This is a genomic window from Methylobacterium sp. HJ2 (assembly GCF_056431005.1).
Window position 1 is genome coordinate 258,729 of sequence record NZ_JBWJYM010000003.1, and the last position, 17,327, is coordinate 276,055.

General features: G+C 72.3%; 14 protein-coding genes. 7 read left to right on the top strand and 7 right to left on the bottom strand.

The features are described 5' to 3' along the window. The first annotated feature begins 79 nt into the window (after positions 1 to 79). Both ACS5RC_RS09805 and otnC read left to right on the top strand, forming a co-directional pair. On the top strand, positions 80 to 1,096 hold the full coding sequence (locus ACS5RC_RS09805) for a LacI family DNA-binding transcriptional regulator (RefSeq protein WP_478343664.1): 1,017 nt from the start codon (positions 80 to 82) through the stop codon (positions 1,094 to 1,096). Then, positions 1,093 to 1,761: a 3-oxo-tetronate 4-phosphate decarboxylase gene (otnC, locus tag ACS5RC_RS09810; protein WP_478343665.1), complete on the top strand. Its 669-nt coding sequence runs from the start codon at positions 1,093 to 1,095 to the stop codon at positions 1,759 to 1,761. The genes ACS5RC_RS09805 and otnC overlap by 4 nt, the downstream gene beginning before the upstream one ends. A 378-nt stretch (positions 1,762 to 2,139) precedes the next feature. On the opposite strand, the gene ACS5RC_RS09815 is transcribed toward otnC, so the two are convergent. Beyond that, positions 2,140 to 3,105 (bottom strand): NAD(P)/FAD-dependent oxidoreductase, encoded by a 966-nt coding sequence (locus ACS5RC_RS09815; RefSeq protein WP_478343666.1) that lies wholly within the window; start codon positions 3,103 to 3,105, stop codon positions 2,140 to 2,142. 78 nt (positions 3,106 to 3,183) lie between these two features. Continuing rightward, the gene (locus tag ACS5RC_RS09820; RefSeq protein WP_478343667.1) at positions 3,184 to 3,588 is read right to left on the bottom strand and encodes a rhodanese-like domain-containing protein; all 405 of its coding nucleotides are present in this window, start codon (positions 3,586 to 3,588) and stop codon (positions 3,184 to 3,186) included. Between the two features lie 91 nt (positions 3,589 to 3,679). Here ACS5RC_RS09820 and ftrA point away from each other — a divergent pair, with 91 nt between their 5' ends. Continuing rightward, positions 3,680 to 4,660 carry a transcriptional regulator FtrA gene (gene ftrA, locus ACS5RC_RS09825; protein WP_478343668.1) on the top strand — a complete coding sequence of 327 codons (981 nt, stop codon included), beginning with the start codon at positions 3,680 to 3,682 and terminating at the stop codon, positions 4,658 to 4,660. On the opposite strand, the gene ACS5RC_RS09830 is transcribed toward ftrA, so the two are convergent. Genes ACS5RC_RS09830 through ACS5RC_RS09840 form a run of 3 tightly spaced genes read right to left on the bottom strand, consistent with a single transcriptional unit; the run spans position 4,621 to position 8,484 of the window. Next, the gene (locus ACS5RC_RS09830) at positions 4,621 to 5,232 is read right to left on the bottom strand and encodes a DUF1989 domain-containing protein (protein ID WP_478343928.1); all 612 of its coding nucleotides are present in this window, start codon (positions 5,230 to 5,232) and stop codon (positions 4,621 to 4,623) included. The two genes, ftrA and ACS5RC_RS09830, sit on opposite strands and share 40 nt — an antisense overlap. 52 nt (positions 5,233 to 5,284) lie before the next feature. After that, a complete protein-coding gene (locus ACS5RC_RS09835; RefSeq protein WP_478343669.1) occupies positions 5,285 to 6,634 on the bottom strand; it encodes a sigma-54-dependent transcriptional regulator in 1,350 nt (449 codons plus the stop codon). Further along, the gene (locus ACS5RC_RS09840; protein WP_478343670.1) at positions 6,631 to 8,484 is read right to left on the bottom strand and encodes a sensor histidine kinase; all 1,854 of its coding nucleotides are present in this window, start codon (positions 8,482 to 8,484) and stop codon (positions 6,631 to 6,633) included. Before ACS5RC_RS09840 ends, ACS5RC_RS09835 begins: the two co-directional genes overlap by 4 nt. A 319-nt stretch (positions 8,485 to 8,803) precedes the next feature. Here ACS5RC_RS09840 and ACS5RC_RS09845 point away from each other — a divergent pair, with 319 nt between their 5' ends. Both ACS5RC_RS09845 and ACS5RC_RS09850 read left to right on the top strand, forming a co-directional pair. After that, positions 8,804 to 10,147, top strand: a complete 1,344-nt coding sequence (locus tag ACS5RC_RS09845; RefSeq protein ID WP_478343671.1) for a dicarboxylate/amino acid:cation symporter — start codon at positions 8,804 to 8,806, stop codon at positions 10,145 to 10,147. Between the two features lie 256 nt (positions 10,148 to 10,403). Next, a complete protein-coding gene (locus ACS5RC_RS09850) occupies positions 10,404 to 11,159 on the top strand; it encodes a ComF family protein (RefSeq protein ID WP_478343672.1) in 756 nt (251 codons plus the stop codon). Positions 11,160 to 11,168: 9 nt separating this feature from the next. On the opposite strand, the gene ACS5RC_RS09855 is transcribed toward ACS5RC_RS09850, so the two are convergent. After that, positions 11,169 to 11,768 (bottom strand): N-acetyltransferase family protein, encoded by a 600-nt coding sequence (locus ACS5RC_RS09855; protein WP_478343673.1) that lies wholly within the window; start codon positions 11,766 to 11,768, stop codon positions 11,169 to 11,171. A gap of 355 nt (positions 11,769 to 12,123) precedes the next feature. On the opposite strand from ACS5RC_RS09855, the gene zapE reads away from it, so the two are divergent. Continuing rightward, positions 12,124 to 13,344 (top strand): cell division protein ZapE, encoded by a 1,221-nt coding sequence (zapE, locus tag ACS5RC_RS09860; protein ID WP_478343674.1) that lies wholly within the window; start codon positions 12,124 to 12,126, stop codon positions 13,342 to 13,344. A 168-nt stretch (positions 13,345 to 13,512) separates the two neighbouring features. Further along, a complete protein-coding gene (locus tag ACS5RC_RS09865; protein ID WP_478343675.1) occupies positions 13,513 to 16,437 on the top strand; it encodes a response regulator in 2,925 nt (974 codons plus the stop codon). 50 nt (positions 16,438 to 16,487) lie between these two features. Here the strand turns inward: ACS5RC_RS09865 and ACS5RC_RS09870 are convergent, their stop codons facing one another. Then, the gene (locus tag ACS5RC_RS09870; protein WP_478343676.1) at positions 16,488 to 17,261 is read right to left on the bottom strand and encodes a ferredoxin--NADP reductase; all 774 of its coding nucleotides are present in this window, start codon (positions 17,259 to 17,261) and stop codon (positions 16,488 to 16,490) included. Positions 17,262 to 17,327: the final 66 nt, after the last annotated feature.

Here is a 17,327-nt window from a genome sequence, read left to right on the forward strand (position 1 = left end):
GGCGGCGGCGACTTGTTATGCCGGCGCTGCCGAACCGTCGTGGATCGCGGAAGACGCCGGGGCGGCGATGGGAGGAACGATGACGATCCACCAGCCGCCGGGCCGGCTCGTGACCCTGGCCGACGTCGCCCGCGAGGCGGGGGTCGGCGAGAGCACGGTGTCGCGGGTGCTGCGCGGCCAGGGCTCGTTCTCGAAGCGCGCGGGTGCCCGCGTGCTGGAGGCGGCCGCCCGGCTCGGCTACGTGCCCAACCGCCTCGCCGGGAGCCTCGCCGGCAACGCCGCCTCGGCCGGCTCCCAGCTCGTCGGCGTGGTGATTCCCTCGCTCGCCAACATCGTGTTCCCGGACCTGCTGCGCGGCCTCACCGGCACCCTCGACCATACCGGCTTCCAGAGCGTGATCGGGGTCAGCGAGTACGATCCCGAGCGGGAGGAGGCCCTGATCGGCGCCCTGCTGTCCTGGCGTCCGGCCGCGCTGGTCCTGACGGGACTCGAGCACACCCCGGTGGCCCTGGCGCGCCTGCGCGCGTCCGGCATCCGCATCGTGGAGATGATCGACACGGACGGGCCGGGCCTCGACATCGTGGTGGGCTTCTCGAACCGGGCGGTCGGTCATGCTAGCGCCCGCCATCTGATCGGGCGCGGCTACCGCCGGATCGGCTATGTCGGGCACGATCTCGGACGGGACCTGCGGGCGGCCAAGCGCCTCGCGGGGTTCGAGGCGGGCCTGCGGGAATCGGGCCTCGCCCTCCTCGGGCGCGAGATCGTCCCCGGCCCCTCCTCGGCGGCGGCCGGCCGCGCCGGTCTCGATGCGCTGATCAGCCGGGTGCCGGAGATCGACGCGGTCTATTTCTCCAACGACGACATGGCGCTCGGCGGCTATTTCTGCTGCCTCGGCCATGGCTGGGCGGTGCCCGGGCGCCTCGCCCTGTTCGGCTGCCACGCCCTCGACATCACCGCGGCGCTGCCGCAGCCGCTCTCGACGATGCGGACCCCGCGCCTGGAGATCGGCCGGGCTGCGGCGGAGCGCCTGAGCAGCGGCGCGCCGGCCGGCACGCTCGATCTCGGCTTCGAACTCAACGAGGGAGCGACCGCATGAGCGAGACCCGCCTGCGCGAGGAGATCTGCCGCTACGGCCGCTCGCTGTTCGAGCGCGGCCTGACCCCCGGCTCCTCCGGCAATATCTCCCTGCGCCTCGACGACGGCGGCTGGCTGGTGACGCCGACCAACGCCTCGCTCGGCTTCCTCGATCCGGCCCGCATCGCGAGGCTCGACGCCGAGGGCCGCCTCGTCTCGGGCGACAAGCCCACCAAGGAGATCCCGCTCCACACGGCGCTCTACGAGAGCCGGAGCGAGGCCCGCGCCATCGTGCACCTGCATTCCACCCACGCGGTCGCGGTCTCGATGCTGCCCGAGATCGACCCGAAGGCGGTGCTGCCGCCGCTGACGCCCTATTACCTGATGCGGACCGGCGGCACCGCGCTGGTGCCGTATTTCCGACCCGGCGACCCGGCGGTCGCCGACGCGATCCGGGGCCTAGCCGGCCACTATAGCACCGTGCTTCTCGCCAATCACGGCCCGGTCGTCGCTGGTGAGAGCCTGGAGACGGCGGTCTTTGCCACGGAGGAGCTTGAGGAGACGGCCAAGCTCTACCTGCTCCTGCGCAACCTCAATCCGAGGATGCTGAGCCCGGGCCAGGTGCAGGATCTGGTCAGCCATTTCGGCCTGACGCTGCCGGAGCCTCACGACCACGACGGGCATTAGGGCCCGGCTCCCGGAGGCGGATGCCGCTCTCTCGACCGCGCGGCACCGATGCACGGACCGGTTTCGCGTCGGCGAATCGTGCTGCGGTGCAGCGGTAGACCGGCGACCCGCCGTTCCGGACAGGGCCGATCCGCGACCGAGACCTTTCCCGACCGAGATCTCATCCATCCAAGAAAAAAGGCCACTCCCGAAGGAGCGGCCCGAAGTCTAGGGAGGAAACGCCCAAGAAGGGCAGCACGGCCGCGACGCCATCGCCGCCGTGCACAAATGATCTATGCACGACTCCATTGCGCCGCACCATGCCGTCGGTGAGAGAGGGGCTATGCAGAGAGTGCATGGTAACGTTTTCACCTTGGCCGGCGCGGCGCGGGATCTGCGTCAGACGGATCGGAGGATCGCGTCCGCCGCAGCGAGTCCGCTGAGATAGGCCGCCTCGACGCGCGGACCGAGGAAGCCGTCGCCGGCGACGCCGAGACGCAGGTCCGGCGACCACAGGCAGGGGAGGCCCGCAGGCTCCTCGACGCGGGCGTAGCGCCAGCGATGCGCGCTCCTCGCCCGGATGGCGGCGTCGACGGGCGCGGTGTCGGGATAGGCCTCCCGCAGGGCCGCCAGCAGGCCGGCCGCCACCGCGTCGCGGTCGAGTTCGAGATGCCGGCGCGACCACGCCTCGCCGGCCTGGATCGTCAGGATCTCGCAGGGCGCCTCGCGGCCCGGCTTCGTCGCGTCGCGAGCGATCCAGGCGAGCGCCGAGCCGGGATCCGGCGCGCGCCGATAGGTCTCGGGGATGAGCGGCGGCCCGTCATGCGCGAGCATCAGCGTCCAGCACGGTGCGTAGCGGATCCGGGCGAGCGTCGTCGCGAGATCGGGCCATGCGGCATCCACCGTGGCGAGCAGCGTCGCTGCCTGCGGGGCCGGAACCGTCACCAGAACCGCATAGAAGCGATCGTCTGCGAGGTCGTGATCCTCGGCGTCGAGCCGCCAGCCCGCACCGTCGCGCGCGAGCGCCGTGACCCGGCACGCGGTGCGGAGATCGAACCCGGCGAGCAGCGCCAGCGGCAGGGCGGTCATCGCGGGTGTACCGACGAACCAGCCGGCCTCGCCCCAGGCTGCCGCCGCTCCCGCGGCCACGAGGGTGTCGATCAATGCGGCGAAGCAGGGATCGCGCGCGGTCGCGTATTGCGCCCCGTGATCGGCCCGGATCCCGTCCGACAGGCGCCGGTTGGCGAGGCGGCCGCCGGGATTGCGGCCCTTGTCGAACAGGCGGACAGTATGGCCGCCCGCGTGCAGCGCCCGCGCCGCCGCGGCGCCCGCCATGCCGGCCCCGATGATCGCGATCCCGGCCATGCCGTCGGTTCCTCTGCATCCCTGGCGGATTCAATAGGGCCGCCGCGCCCCGATGCGAGGCCGGCCCCCTCCCCCGCCTCAGGTCGCGTCGGGGCCGACGAGAGCGAACCCCTCGTCGATCCAGCCGGTGACGCCGCCGATCATCAGCTTGACCGGACGTCCGAGGCCGGCGAGCCGCAGCGCCGCCTTGTCGGCCGCGTTGCAATGGGGCCCGGCGCAATAGACCACGAACAGGGTGTCGGGCGGCCACGCGGCCAACCGCTCCGCCGTGATGGTGCGATGGGGCAGGTTGACGGCGCCCGGCAGGTGCGCGCGGTCGTAGGCGCCCGGTCCGCGGGTGTCGGTGAGCACGAAATCCGGCTCCCCCGCGACGAGGGCCGCGTGGACGTCGTCGCAATCGGTCTCCAGCGCGAGCCGGTCGGCGAAATGCGCGGCGGCCCTCGAGGATGGGGCGGGCGGGGTCTCGGTGACGCGGCTCTGCACGGGGCGATCTCCTGTCTCGGATTGCCCGGCCAGGATGGCGCGTGCGATGCAGGGGCTGTGAGCGGCGCGATCGCCGATCGGCGTCAAGATCATGCCAAACGCCTGCCCGGATCCTCTGGTCGTCGTCCTCGCCTATGACGGCCTCTGCACCTTCGAGTTCGGCATCGCCGTCGAGGTCTTCGGTCTCGACCGGCCCGAGATGGGCGCGGACTGGTACCGCTTCGCCGTCGCGGCCGTGGAGCCCGGCCCGCTGCGCGCGACCGGCGGCATCCGGATCGCGGTCGACGGCGACCTCGCGCTGCTCGATCGGGCCGGCACGATCGTGGTGCCGGGCTGGCGCGGACCCGACGCGCCCGTGCCCGGATCCTTGAGCGCGACACTCCGGCGCGCCGAGGCGCGCGGCGCGCGGATCCTGTCGCTGTGTTCCGGCGCCTTCGTGCTCGCCGCGGCCGGCCTGCTCGACGGGCGCCCGGCCACCACCCATTGGCGCTACGCGGCGGCGCTGGCGCGGGTTGCCCCCGCCGCGACGCTCGTGCCGGACGTGCTCTACGTCGATGCCGGCACCGTGCTGACGGCCGCGGGCAGCGCGGCGGGGATCGATCTCTGCCTGCATCTCGTCCGGAGCGACCACGGCCCCGCCGCCGCCAATTCGGTCGCCCGCCGCCTCCTGGTTCCGGCCCACCGCGAGGGCGGGCAGGCCCAGTGCGTCGAGCGCCCGGTGCCGATCCCCCGCGAGGGCGCGCGCCTCTCGCCGCTGCTCGACCGGATGCGGGCGCAGCTCGACCGGTCCCACCCGGTCGCGGCGCTGGCCGAGGCCGCGGGGATGAGCCCGCGCACCTTCCTGCGCCGGTTCCGCGCCGGCACCGGCACCACGCCCGGCGCCTGGCTCCTCGAGGAGCGGCTGACGCGCGCCCGGCACCTGCTCGAGACCGGCGGAGCGCCCATCGCCGACATCGCCGCGGCCTGCGGCTTCGGCACCGCCGCGACCCTGCGCCACCATTTCCGCGCCCGGCTGGGGACCAGCCCGGGCCGCTACCGTGCGGCGTTCGGCTCGGCCGGATCGATCCGGTAGCGGATCGGCTTGAAGCTGCCGTTGTTCGATTGCAGCGCCGAGCAGGCCGTCAGGCCAACGATGAGGTCGCGCTCGGCGATGAACGCGATGCGGTCGCCGGCCCGGCTCAGGGGAGGCGCCACGGTGAGGGCTCCGGTCGCGGCGTCGATCGGCACGTTCATGAAGCAGTTGAAGGCGACCGGGATGCGGTCCGGCTCGATACCGTAGGGCTCGAGCGCCGCCGCGAGGTTGCCGAAGCAGCCGCGATGGGGGTGGGGGTCGCCGTAGATGATCCGGAAGGTGTCGGCCGAGCACGGCGTCAGCAGGAAGTCGTGCCGTCCCACCGTGTCCTGGACGATGCGCAGGAGAACGTTGGAGCGGTTCGAGTAGAGTGGGTCGCCCGTCGTGAGGTAGATCCGGCTGGCGTAGTCGAGGGTTCGGCCGGACGACAGCACCTCGCCGATATCGTGCCGGTCGAAGGCGAGCAGGTCGGCGACCTGCTCGCCGCACGGGTCGATCACGGTGAGGCGGTCGCCGGCGGCCAGGGTGAAGGCCGCGCCGGAGCGGGGCGGAATCTCGATCTCGTTGGACATCGTCACCGTTGCGCGTGGAATCTCCGGGGCAACGCGCCGGCGCCGCTTCGGCTCACCGGTAATCCGTCGCGGTGAGGCCGTGCCGGGCGATCTTGTCGTAGAGGGTCTTGCGCGGCGTGCCGAGGGACTCGGCCGCGAGCCGGACGTCGCCGCCGGCCACGATCAGCTCGTCGCGGATCAGGTCGCGCTCGAAGCGGTCGACCTGCTCCGAAAGGCTCATGCCCGCCCGCGGCGCCCCGTCGGCGGCCCGGTCCTCCGGCGCGAAGCCCAGCGCGCAGCGCTCCGCGAAATGGCCGAGCTCGCGCACGTTGCCGGGCCAGTCGTGGCGCTGGAGATGGTCGCGGATCGCCCGCGTCACCGGCGGCGGCTCGCGCCCGAACCGGGCGGCGGCCCGGGCGAGGAAATGGCCGAACAGCAGCATCACGTCGGCGCGCCGCTCGCGCAGGGGCGGGATCGCCACCACGATCACGTTGAGGCGGTGATAGAGGTCGTCCCGGAAGGTGCCCTGCGCGGCCGCTTGGCCGAGGTCGATCTTGGTGGCGGCCACGACCCGCATGTCGATCGGCCGGATCTCGTTGGTGCCGAGCGGCTCCACCGTGCGCTCCTGCAGGACGCGCAGCAGCTTCACCTGGAGCGGCAGCGGCATGCTCTCGATCTCGTCGAGGAACAGGGTGCCGCCCTGGGCGTGCTCGATCCGCCCGACGCGGCGCTTCAGCGCGCCCGTGAAGGCGCCGGCCTCGTGGCCGAACAGCTCGCTCTCCACCACGCTGTCGGGCAAGGCCCCGCAATTCATCGCGACGAAGTTGCGGGCCGCGCGGCGGCTCCAGCGGTGCAGGGCGCTCGCCACCACCTCCTTGCCGGAGCCGGTCTCGCCGAGCACCAGGACGTCGACATCGGCCCGCGCCACGTCGCGCACGAGGCGGCGCAGCCGCACGATCTCGGGCGAGACGCCGAGGAAGGCTGGATCCTCGTCGAGAGCCGCGTCGAGCTCGGCGCGCAGGCGGCGGTTCTCCAGCATCAGCCTGCGCCGCTCCAGGGCACGGCGGACCGAGCCCACCAGCGCATCGGCCGGGTAGGGCTTGGCCAGGAAATCGTAGGCTCCGGCTCGCAGGGCCCGCACCGCCATCGGGATGTCGCCGTGGCCGGTGATCAGGATGACCGGCAAGTCGGGATCCAGCTGCCGCACCCGCTCGAACAGGGCATGACCGTCGAGCCCCGGCAGGCGCACGTCGCTGACGACGACGCCCGGCGGCTGCGCCTCGATCGCGGCGAGCGCCGATTCGGCGTCGCCGAAGCCCTCGACCGCGAAGCCGTCGAGCTCCAGGCTCTGGCGGTTCGCCCGGCGCACGTCGTCCTCGTCGTCGACGAAGACGATGCGCTCGGCCGGATTCGGATCGCTCACGTCGCCTCCCCCATCGCGCGGGCCGGCGCCTCCGCGCCCGCGATCGCCTCGCTCGCGGGAGCCCGGCCGAGCTCGATCCGGAACGCGGTGCCGCCGCCGGGCGCCTCCCGCAGGCTCAGCGTGCCGCCGCACTCCTCCACGATCCCGCGGGCGATGGCGAGCCCCAGCCCGAGCCCGTTCGATTTGGTCGTGAAGAACGCATCGAAGATCTGGGCACGCTCCGTCTCGGCGATGCCCGGGCCGTTGTCGCGGATCTCCAGGATCGCCCGATCCCCCTCGGCGGCGGCGCTCACGACGATGCGCGGGTCCGGGCGGCCCGCCAGGGCGTCGAGGGCATTCTGCAGGAGATTGACCAGCACCTGCTCCAGGCGCGGCCCGTCGCCCATCGCCGCGAGATCGGGCGGCACGGCCGTCTCCAGGGCGACGCCCTCGGCGCGGGCGCGCGCCTCGACCAGCTCGCGCGCGCCGCGCAGGATCTCGGCGAGCGCCACCGGCTCGCGCCGGCCCGAGGCGCGCCGGGCGAAGCCCTTGAGCTGCCGGGTCAGCGTGCCGATCCGGTCGGTGAGACGACCGATCGCGGCGGCGTTCTCGGCCGCGTCGTCGACCCGGCCGCGCCGCACCAGAACGCCGGTGTTGTCGGCGTAGGCCCGGATCGCCGCGAGCGGCTGGTTGATCTCGTGCGCCATGCTGGCGGCGAACTGCCCGAGCGCGGCGAGCCGGCCGGCCTGGGCCAGCTCGCGGCCCAGCCGCTCGCGCTCGGCCTCGGAACGGCGGCGCTCCTCGATCTCCGCGCGCAGGCGGGCGTTCGCGGCGCTGAGCGCCTGGGTGCGCTCGCCCACCCGCGCCTCCAGCTCGGCCCCGCGCGCGGCCGCTTCCGCGAGGCGGGCCCGCACGCGCCTGCGACGGTCGAGCTCGGTCGCCAGCGCCAGCCACGCGAGGCCGGCGGCCAGCACCGCGATCAGCTGGGCCTGCAGTCGCTCCCGCTCCACGGCGGCGCTGACCGGCGTGATCGTGTGCAGCCGCCAGTCCGTCTCGGGGACGGGTGCGTCGAGAATCAGGGCGAGCTGGGCCGGCTCGGCCCCGCGCCCGATCCGCACCAGCCCGTGCTCGGCCGGGTGGATCGGCAGAGGCGCGAGGGCCGCGTCGCCGAATTCGAGGCCCGCGCGCATCCGGGCCTGCTCCTCGGGGCCGATCGGCGCCAGCGTGCGGAAGTGCCAGCCCGGGTCGCTCGCCACCAGCACGACGCCGCGCGGATCGGAGACCAGCACGCGCTCGCCCGCCGCCTGCCACGCGGCCTCGACAGCGTCGAACTCCATCTTGACGACCACCACGCCGCCGCCCACCCGCCGGGCGCGGTAGAGGCCCGCCCGCCCGCTCACCGTGCCGAGGGCGAATTGGGAGCCGTAGCCGGTCTCGAGCGCGGCCCGGAAGTAGGGCCGGAATCCGTAGTTGCGGCCTACGAAGCTGCGCGCCTCGGCGGCGTTGCTCGCCGCCACGGTGATCCCGTCGGCCCGGATCACGTAGATCACCGCCGAGCCCGTTGCCCGGGCAATCTCGGCGAGGCGCAGGCTGACCCGGGCGCCCAGGCCCTCGGCCGGATCGGGGCCGACAAGGGCGGCGATCTCGGGATCGGCGGCCAGCGCCAGCGGCAGCGCGCTCTGGCGCTGCATCTCGGCCTGCAGAGCGCCGGATTGGCTGGCGAGGCTCGACAGGGCCGCCCGGCGCAGCTCCGCCAGCGCGAAGCGCTCCGCGACGTGCCCGGCGGCCCAGGCCGAGACCACGATCATGGCGATGCCCAGCACCGTGACGAGGCCCCGCAGCCGGCTCGGCGACGGGCCCCGTGACGCCATCCCCGGAGGTCTGCTCACGGCCGCCACGGCGTTCCGGGATTCCAGAACGCTCGGGCCCGCCCCGTGCGGGGACCCGGACACCCATCGATCGGAGACGATCCGATCATCGACAAAATCCTCGCTGTCTCAAGACCTTAACAAATTCTTTCCGCGTCCCGCGCGGTGGCACGACGGTTGCCATTCCGGACCCGTAACCCTGACCTGTCGAGCACGCATGACTGCGGCTCGCGGGCCCAAAAGCAAGAGCGATCGCTGCGCGTGCCCCCGGGGCATCGCGACCTCAGACGCCCTTCGCACTCCAGTCTCGAGGAAATGCCCGATGGTGTCCGTTCCAGCTCCCCTCACCGCGCCGCATGCGCCGGCCAAGCCCAAGCCGCTCTACCGCACCCTGTACTTCCAGGTCCTGGCCGCCGTCGCGATCGGCATCCTGCTCGGCCACTTCTACCCGCAGCTCGGCGCGGAGATGAAGCCGTTCGGCGACGCGTTCATCAAGCTCGTCAAGATGATCATCGCGCCGGTGATCTTCCTCACGGTCGTGTCCGGCATCGCCGGGATGACGAACCTGGAGAAGGTCGGGCGCGTCGGCGGCAAGGCGCTGCTGTACTTCATCACCTTCTCGACGCTGGCCCTGATCGTCGGCCTGATCGTCGCAAACCTGATCCAGCCGGGCGCCGGCATGCACATCGACCCCAAGACGCTCGATGCCAAGGCGATCGCGACCTACGCCGGCAAGGCGAAGGAGCAGAGCATCATCGAGTTCCTGATGAACATCATCCCGTCCACCGCGGTGGGCGCGTTCGCGGGCGGCGAGATCCTGCAGGTGCTGTTCTTCTCGGTGCTGTTCGGCTTCGGCCTCGCCTTCCTGGGCGATCGCGGCAAGCCGGTGCTCGACATCATCAAGGTGCTGTCGGAAGCCATCTTCGGCGTCGTCAACATCATCATGAAGGTCGCCCCCATCGGCGCCTTCGGGGCGATGGCCTTCACCATCGGCAAGTACGGCATCGCCTCGCTCGCCAACCTCGCCTACCTCGTCGGCGCCTTCTACCTGACCTCGGCGATCTTCGTGCTCGGCGTGCTCGGCCTCGTCGCCCGCTACAACGGCTTCTCGATCCTGAAGCTCATCCGCTACATCAAGGAGGAGCTGCTCCTGGTGCTCGGCACCTCGTCGTCCGAATCCGCCCTGCCCTCGCTTCTCGAGAAGATGGAGCGGGCCGGCTGCTCGAAGCCCGTCGTCGGCCTCGTGGTCCCGACCGGCTACTCGTTCAACCTCGACGGCACCAACATCTACATGACGATGGCGGCGCTGTTCATCGCCCAGGCGACGGACACGCCCCTCAGCCTCGGCGAGCAGGGCCTGCTGCTCCTCGTCGCCATGCTCTCGTCGAAGGGCGCGGCCGGCGTCACCGGCTCGGGCTTCATCACCCTGGCGGCGACGCTTGCGGTGGTGCCCTCCGTCCCCGTCGTCGGCATGGCGCTGATCCTCGGCGTCGACCGCTTCATGTCCGAGTGCCGCGCGCTGACCAACTTCATCGGCAATGCGGTGGCCTGCATCGTGGTCGCCCGCTGGGAGGGCGAGGTTGACGAGGCCAAGCTCGCCGCCGCGCTGGGCGGCAAGCCGATGCCCGTCGAGGCGACGGCTCCGGTGCTCCAGCCGGCCGAGTAGAACCGCGTCTCACGGGCCATCACCCAGGAGGTCCGGCGAACGACCGCCGCCGCGCCGTGGCGGTCCGGTCCGTGCCGCCGGTCCACAGGCCCGGACCATCCCGAACCCCGCGCGGCACGGGCCGCGCGGGGTTTCGCGTTCGTGGGACGGTCCCGGGGGGGCTCGACGGGAGGCTGTTCGCATGGCTGAGTGCCGTGGCGCTCCCGCCCGCGGGGGCCTCCCCACCGAGATGCCTCCGGCCGAAGGTCGCCGCGCGATGTCGCCCTCATTCCGAACGGTCGCGACGCGGCTCGCCCGGGGCGCCGTCGGCTTGATCTACCCGCCCTCCTGCGCCGGCTGCGGCGGCGCCATCGCGGATCCGGGTGCGCTCTGCCCGGCCTGCTGGTCCTCGCTCAGGCTCATCGAGCAGCCGCTCTGCCCGCGCTACGGCACGCCCTTCGCCCTCGATCTCGGCATCGGCCCCCTGCTCTCGCCCCGCGCCATCGCCGATCCGCCGGTCTTCGCGCGGGCCCGCGCGGTCGCGCTCTACGATCCCGTCGCGCGCGGCCTCGTGCATCGCCTGAAGTACGAGGATCGGCTCGATCTGGCCGGCGCCATGGCCCGGATGATGTCCGCGAGCGGGCGCGACCTCATCGGCGAGGCCGATTGCGTGGTGCCGGTGCCGCTCCACCGCTGGCGCCTCTGGCGCCGACGCTTCAATCAGGCGGCGCTCCTCGCCCGCCCGGTCGCCCGCGCGGCGGGGCTTCCGTTCGAGCCGCGCCTGCTGGTCCGGGTGAAGGCGACGCGCTCGCAGGTCAACCTGAGCCGGGCGGCGCGGGCCGAGAACCTGCAGGGCGCCTTCCGGGTGAGCCCGCTCCACCGCCACCGCCTGCAGGGGCGTCGCGTCCTGCTGATCGACGACGTCAGCACCACCGGCGCCACCGCCAACGCCGCCGCGCGCGCGCTCCTGCGCGGGGGCGCATCCGCAGTGGATCTCCTGACTTTCGCGCTGGTGGCCGACCCGATCGGCTGAGGCGCGCTCTCAGGCCGCGTGCTCCTCCGCCGCTGCGGAGGGCTGCACCATCGAGAGCGTGAAATCGTAGGCCTCGGCGATGCTCTCGTACCAGAGCGATACCGGCGTCGGCTGCGCGAGCCGGACATCCCCGTGCGCCTCGCCGCGATCGCTGCGGAGTTCGGCGCCGAGCTTGGCCGCCAGACGGATCATCGGCCGGTTCCGTCCGAGGCAGCGGACCTGAAGCGTGCCGACGCCGCGGTTGCGGGCCGCCCGCGCGATCCGCCCGAACAGGGCCGTGCCGATGCCCCGGCGCCGGAAGCCGGCCTCGACCGCGAAGGCGGCCTCGGCCTGCGAGCCCAGCATGAACCCGGGTGCCCGCGCGTCGACCGGGCGCAGCTCGCCGAGGCCGCGCAGCACGCCCTCGGCGAACGCCCCGACCACCAGTCCGTCCGCGACGAGCGCCTGCTCGGCATAGGCGCGCACGCCCGCCTCGCTCACGCCGCCCATGAAGCGGCAGGCCCGCGTCTCGGGATCGAGCCGCAGGAAGTAGTCGAGCACGGCCGCGCGATCACCGGGCCACAGGCGTCGGACGGTGTGTCCCGGCAGGATGCGTTCTGGCAAAGCCAATCTGGGTCTCCGGTCTGCAGCGCATCGTTGGCGCGGATATCCGGACGTTCCCTCCCGAGGCGGATCCGGCGGCTAGCCCCCACGGCGTGCCGATCGAATGCCGCTGCGCGACGCCGCGACCCCGCCGGAAGCCGGCATGGTCGGGATCCCGAAGGATCATCCCGATGTGGCAGTCCGGGGCCGTTTGTGCAATGCAGCAAAACAACGGACCCGGTGGGGCGGCATGCACGGCCTGCGTGACAGGCATCCGCCGCCTGCGCGCGGCCGGACATGCGTCGCCTTGATCCCTCCCGATAGGCGCGGCAGACCCGCCACACCCATGTTCGGACGGCCTGGACAGGCCCGGAGGCCGCGCGTGACATCGAGTTCGAAGCCCCTGCCCACCCCCGACCCGGTCGCGGGCGTCGGTCCGTCCGGGCCGGTGCAGCTGCGCTACGAGGCGCTGGTGGCTGCCCGGACGATCGAGCGTGATCCCGCGCAGATGCAGGTGGTGCGCGCCCTGGACGGCTTGGTTCAGACGCTGCAGCGGCGGCAGCGCGCCCGCAAGGGCAGCGCGCTCGGATGGCTGTTCGGCCGCAAGGAGGCCGGTACCGTACCCAGGGGACTCTATCTCTGGGGCTCGGTCGGACGCGGCAAGACCATGCTGATGGACCTGTTCCACGAGGCGGCGCCCGGCCCGAAGCGCCGCGTCCATTTCCACGGCTTCCTGGCGGACGCGCACGAGCGCATCCACGCCTACCGGCAGGCGCTGAAGCGCGGGGAGGTCAAGGGGGACGACCCGATACGGCCGGTGGCGGATGCCCTGGCCGACGAGGCGACGCTGCTCTGCTTCGACGAGTTCACCGTCACCGACATCGCCGACGCGATGATCCTCGGGCGCCTCTTCGCGGCGCTCTTCGCCCGCGGCGTCACGGTGGTCGCGACCTCGAACGTCGAGCCGGACCGGCTCTACGAGGGTGGCCTGAACCGGGCCCTGTTCCTGCCCTTCATCGCCGAGCTGACCGAGCGGGTCGCGGTGATGCGGCTCGACGCGCGCACGGATTTTCGCCTCGAGAAGCTCGGCGGTGCCCCGGTCTACCATGTCCCGGCCGATGCCGCGTCGCGCGCAGCCCTCGATGCCGCCTTCCGCAACCTCACCGGCCGGGCGGCGGGGCGGCCCGCGACGCTGCGCGTCCACGGCCGCGACGTGGCGGTCCCGGAGGAGGCGGCCGGCGTCGCCCGCTTCGGGTTCGACGACCTCTGCGCCCAGCCCCTCGGCGCCTCCGACTACATGGCCGTGGCGCGCGCCTTCCACACGGTGATCCTCTCCGACATCCCGCAGATGGGCGAGGACCGGCGCAACGAGGCCAAGCGCTTCATCACCCTGATCGACACCCTCTACGACGCGCAGGTGAAGCTCGTCGCCTCGGCTGCCGTGGAGGCGCAGCAACTCTACACCGCCGCGACCGGCCGCGAGGCATTCGAGTTCGACCGCACCGTCTCGCGCCTGATCGAGATGCGCTCCTCGGAATACCTCGCCCTCCCGCACGGCCGCCCCGAGGCCACCGGCACCAGCACAGGTCTGGTCGAGACCTGAGCCCGGACGCGCAAGGCGGGACCGGGCGCTTCCCGCACGCGCCCCGTTGCAGGGGCGGTCCGCCGACACGGCACGAGATCCTGCGGGCGGCGGGATCGGCCCCGCACGTCGATATCGGCCGCGTGCGATCTATCTCCCGCGGGCCCCGTTCCCCGAGCGAAGAGTTCCATGACAGTGTCGACCTTTCGGCTGCGCCGGCCTCGGTTGGCCGGGGCGGGCCCCTTCTCGGGCCTGCTCGGATCGCCGGCCGCCTTCATCCTGCTGCTCGTCGCCCTGCTCGCCGGCGGCTTCAACTACGTGGCCGGGGAGGCGAGCCGGGCCGAGACCGCGCGCGGGACCTTCATCGTTGCCGCCGTCGAGCGCCTCCTCTCCGCCGTCAAGGATCTGGAGACGGGCGAGCGCGGCTACGTCCTCGTCGGCAGCGAGGATTATCTCCAGCCCTACACGGGATCCCTCGATGCGATCGAGACCGGTCTCGCCGCCCTCGGCGGCACGGCTCAGGAACCGGTCCGGTCCGGGGCACCCTCGCTCGCCGACCTGATCGCGCGCAAGCGCGACTTCGCCGCGCGCGTGGTCGCGGCCCGGCGCGAGCAGGGGTTCGATCCGGCGACCGATCTGGTGCGGACCGGCGAGGGCCGGCGCCTGATGGTGGCGATCCGTGCCGAGGCCGCCGCCCGACAGGCCGCCACGGAGGCGATGCTGGCCGACATCCGCGCGCGGGAGCGCGTGCGCTCGCCGCTGCTCTTCCTGCTCTCGGCCGCCTCCGCTCTCGCAGCGATCGGTCTATTGGCGCGTCTCGCCCTGGTGCGGCGGCGCGAATCGCTGCGCATGTCGGCGCTGCTCGACGACGTACTCGCCAACGCGCCCGTGGGCCTCGGCTTCCTCGATCGCGACCTGCGCATCCGCCACATGAACCGGGCGCTCGCGCTGATGAACGAGCGCGGCTTCGGCGCCGAGATCGGTGCGCCGATCTGGGCGATGCTGCCGACCCTGCGGGACGCGCTCGCCCCGAAGCTCGCGGCCGCCCTTCACGAAGGCCTCGTCACGCCCGACGTGCCGGTGGCGGTGCCGACGGCGAGCGCGCCGGGCGGCGTGCGCTACTTCTCCATGAGCTTCTATCCCCTGCGCGGTGGCCTCAAGGCGGGCGCCGCCGAGGAGGGCGTCGGCCTCGTGGTGCTCGACGAGACGGTGCGGCATCTGGCCGAAGCCGGCACACGGCGCAGCGAGGAGCGCTTCCGCTCGCTAATCGAGGCCAGCGCGGCGATCGTCTGGACGGCCACCCCGACGGGGGAGCTGCATCCGCGGCAGGCGGCGTGGACCCGCTTCACCGGACAGGACGAGGCGGCCTATGCGGGGCTGGGCTTCCTCGACGCGATCCACCCGGACGATCGCGAGCCTACGCGGACCGCTTGGCTCGCGGCGGTCTCGACGCTGTCCCTCTACGAAGTCGAGCACCGGCTGCGGCGCCGGGACGGCACCTACCGCAGCATGGCGGTCCGCGGCGTGCCGATCCTGGAGGAGGACGGTACCATCCGCGAATGGGTCGGCACCCATACGGACGTCACGGAGGCCAAGGCCGCGGAGGCCGCGATCCTGGCCGCGCGGGAGGCCGCCGAGGAGGCCAACCGCGCCAAGAGCCAGTTCCTGGCCAACATGAGCCACGAGCTGCGCACCCCGCTCTCGGCGGTGATCGGCTACTCGGAGATGCTCCAGGAGGAACTCGAGGACCTCGGCGAGCCGGCGCTGATCGCCGACATGCGCAAGATCGAGTCGAATGCCCGCCATCTGCTCGGCCTGATCAACGACGTGCTCGACATCTCGAAGATCGAGGCCGACCGGGTCGAGATCTACGCCGAGTCCTTCGACGTCGCCGGGATGGTGCACGAGGTCGCCTCGACGGTGGAAGGCCTCGTCGGCAAGAACGGGAACACCCTGGCGCTCGCCATCGCTCCCGAGGTCGGCCATGCCTTCACCGACGTGACGAAGGTGCGCCAATGCCTGATCAACCTGCTCAGCAACGCCGCCAAGTTCACTGAGAACGGACGCATCACCCTCGGCGCCGAGCATACGGGCGCGCATCTCCGATTCACCGTGCGCGACACCGGCATCGGCATGAGCGAGGCGCAGCTCGGCCGTCTGTTCGAGCGCTTCACCCAGGCCGACGCCTCGACGACCCGCCGCTTCGGCGGCACCGGCCTCGGCCTCTCGATCACGCGGGCCTTCGCCGAGATGCTGGGCGGCCGCATCACGGTCGAGAGCGCGGAGGGAGTCGGCACCACCTTCACCCTCGATCTGCCGGACACGTTCCAGGCCACCGAGGAGACGCGGCCCGAGGAGCCGGAAGGCCCGGCCGGGAGCACGATCCTGGTGATCGACGACGATGCGGCGATGCGCGACCTGCTCGCCCGCTTCCTTGAGCGCGAGGGGTTCCGGGTGGCCGTGGCGGAGGACGGCCGGCTCGGGCTCGAACGCGCCAGGATCCTGCGCCCGCGCGCCATCCTGCTCGACGTGACCATGCCGCGCATGGACGGCTGGGCCGTCCTGCGGGCCCTGCGCGCCGATCCGGATCTGGCGGCGACCCCGATCGTGATGGTGACGGTGCTGGACGAGCAGAACCTCGCCTTCTCGCTCGGCGCGACCGACTACCTGCAGAAGCCGATCGACTGGGCGAGCCTGAAGGCGGTAACCGACCGCTTCCGCACGGGCGCGGAGGACGGCCCGATCCTCGTGGTCGACGACGACGCGGATGCCCGCGAGCGGCTGGTGACGGCGCTGGTGCGCGAGGGCCTGCCGGTGCGCGAGGCCGCGCATGGTGGGCTCGCCCTCGAAGCGGTGGAGGCGGAGAAGCCGAGCCTCGTCCTGCTCGACCTGATGATGCCGGAAATGGACGGGTTCGGCTTCCTGCGGGCGCTGCGCGCACGGCCCGATTGGCGCGACGTGCCCGTCGTGGTCCTCACCGCCAAGGACATCACCGGCGAGGACAGACGCCGGCTCGCGGGCCAGGCGGACCGGGTGATCGCCAAGGGCAGCACCAGCCTCGCGGACCTCGCCCGGACCGTGCGGGATCTGGTGCCGGACGCCGCGGATGGCTGAGCGGCTCAGGATGCCCGCTTCCCCCGGTCGAGCGCCGGAGGCCGGCCGTCCTACTTTTCGACGAAGGCCTTTTCGATGACGTAGTGTCCGGCCTCGCCGTGGTTGCCCTCCTCGTAGCCGCGGCCGGTGAGGAGGTCGCGCGTGTCGCGGATCATCTCGGGCGAGCCGCAGAGCATGAAGCGGTCGGCCGCGATCGACATCGCGGGCAGGCCGATGTCGGCAAACAGCTTGCCCGAGACCATCAGATCCGTGATCCGGCCGCTGTTGCGGAACGGCTCGCGCGTCACGGTCGGGTAGTAGATCAGCTGGTTGGCGATCATCTCGCCCAGGAACTCGTGCTGGGGCAGGTCCTGCGTGATGGTCTCGCCGTAGGCCAGCTCCTGCACCTGCCGGCAGCCATGGACCAGCACCACCTTCTCGAAGCGCTCGTAGGTGTCGGGATCCTTGATGATCGACAGGAACGGCGCGAGCCCGGTGCCGGTGCCCAGCAGGTAGAGGTGGCGGCCCGGCAGCAGGTTGTCGAGCACGAGCGTGCCGGTGGGCTTCTTGCCGACGATGATGGGATCGCCGACCTTGAGATGCTGCAGCTTGCTGGTGAGGGGGCCGTCCGGGACCTTGATGGAGAAGAACTCCAGCTCGTCCTCGTAATTGGCCGAGACCACCGAGTAGGCGCGCAGCAGCGGCCGGCCCTCGACCTCCAGACCGATCATGGTGAACTCGCCGTTGCGGAACCGGAACGCCGGATCGCGGGTGGTGCGGAACGAGAAGAGCGTATCCGTCCAGTGATGCACCGAAAGCACCCGCTCCTCGTAGAACTTGCTCATCTGCGCCACGGTCCTCGAATCTCTTGCCCGCCCTCGGCCGGGCCCTTTTCGCACTTGCGCCACCGC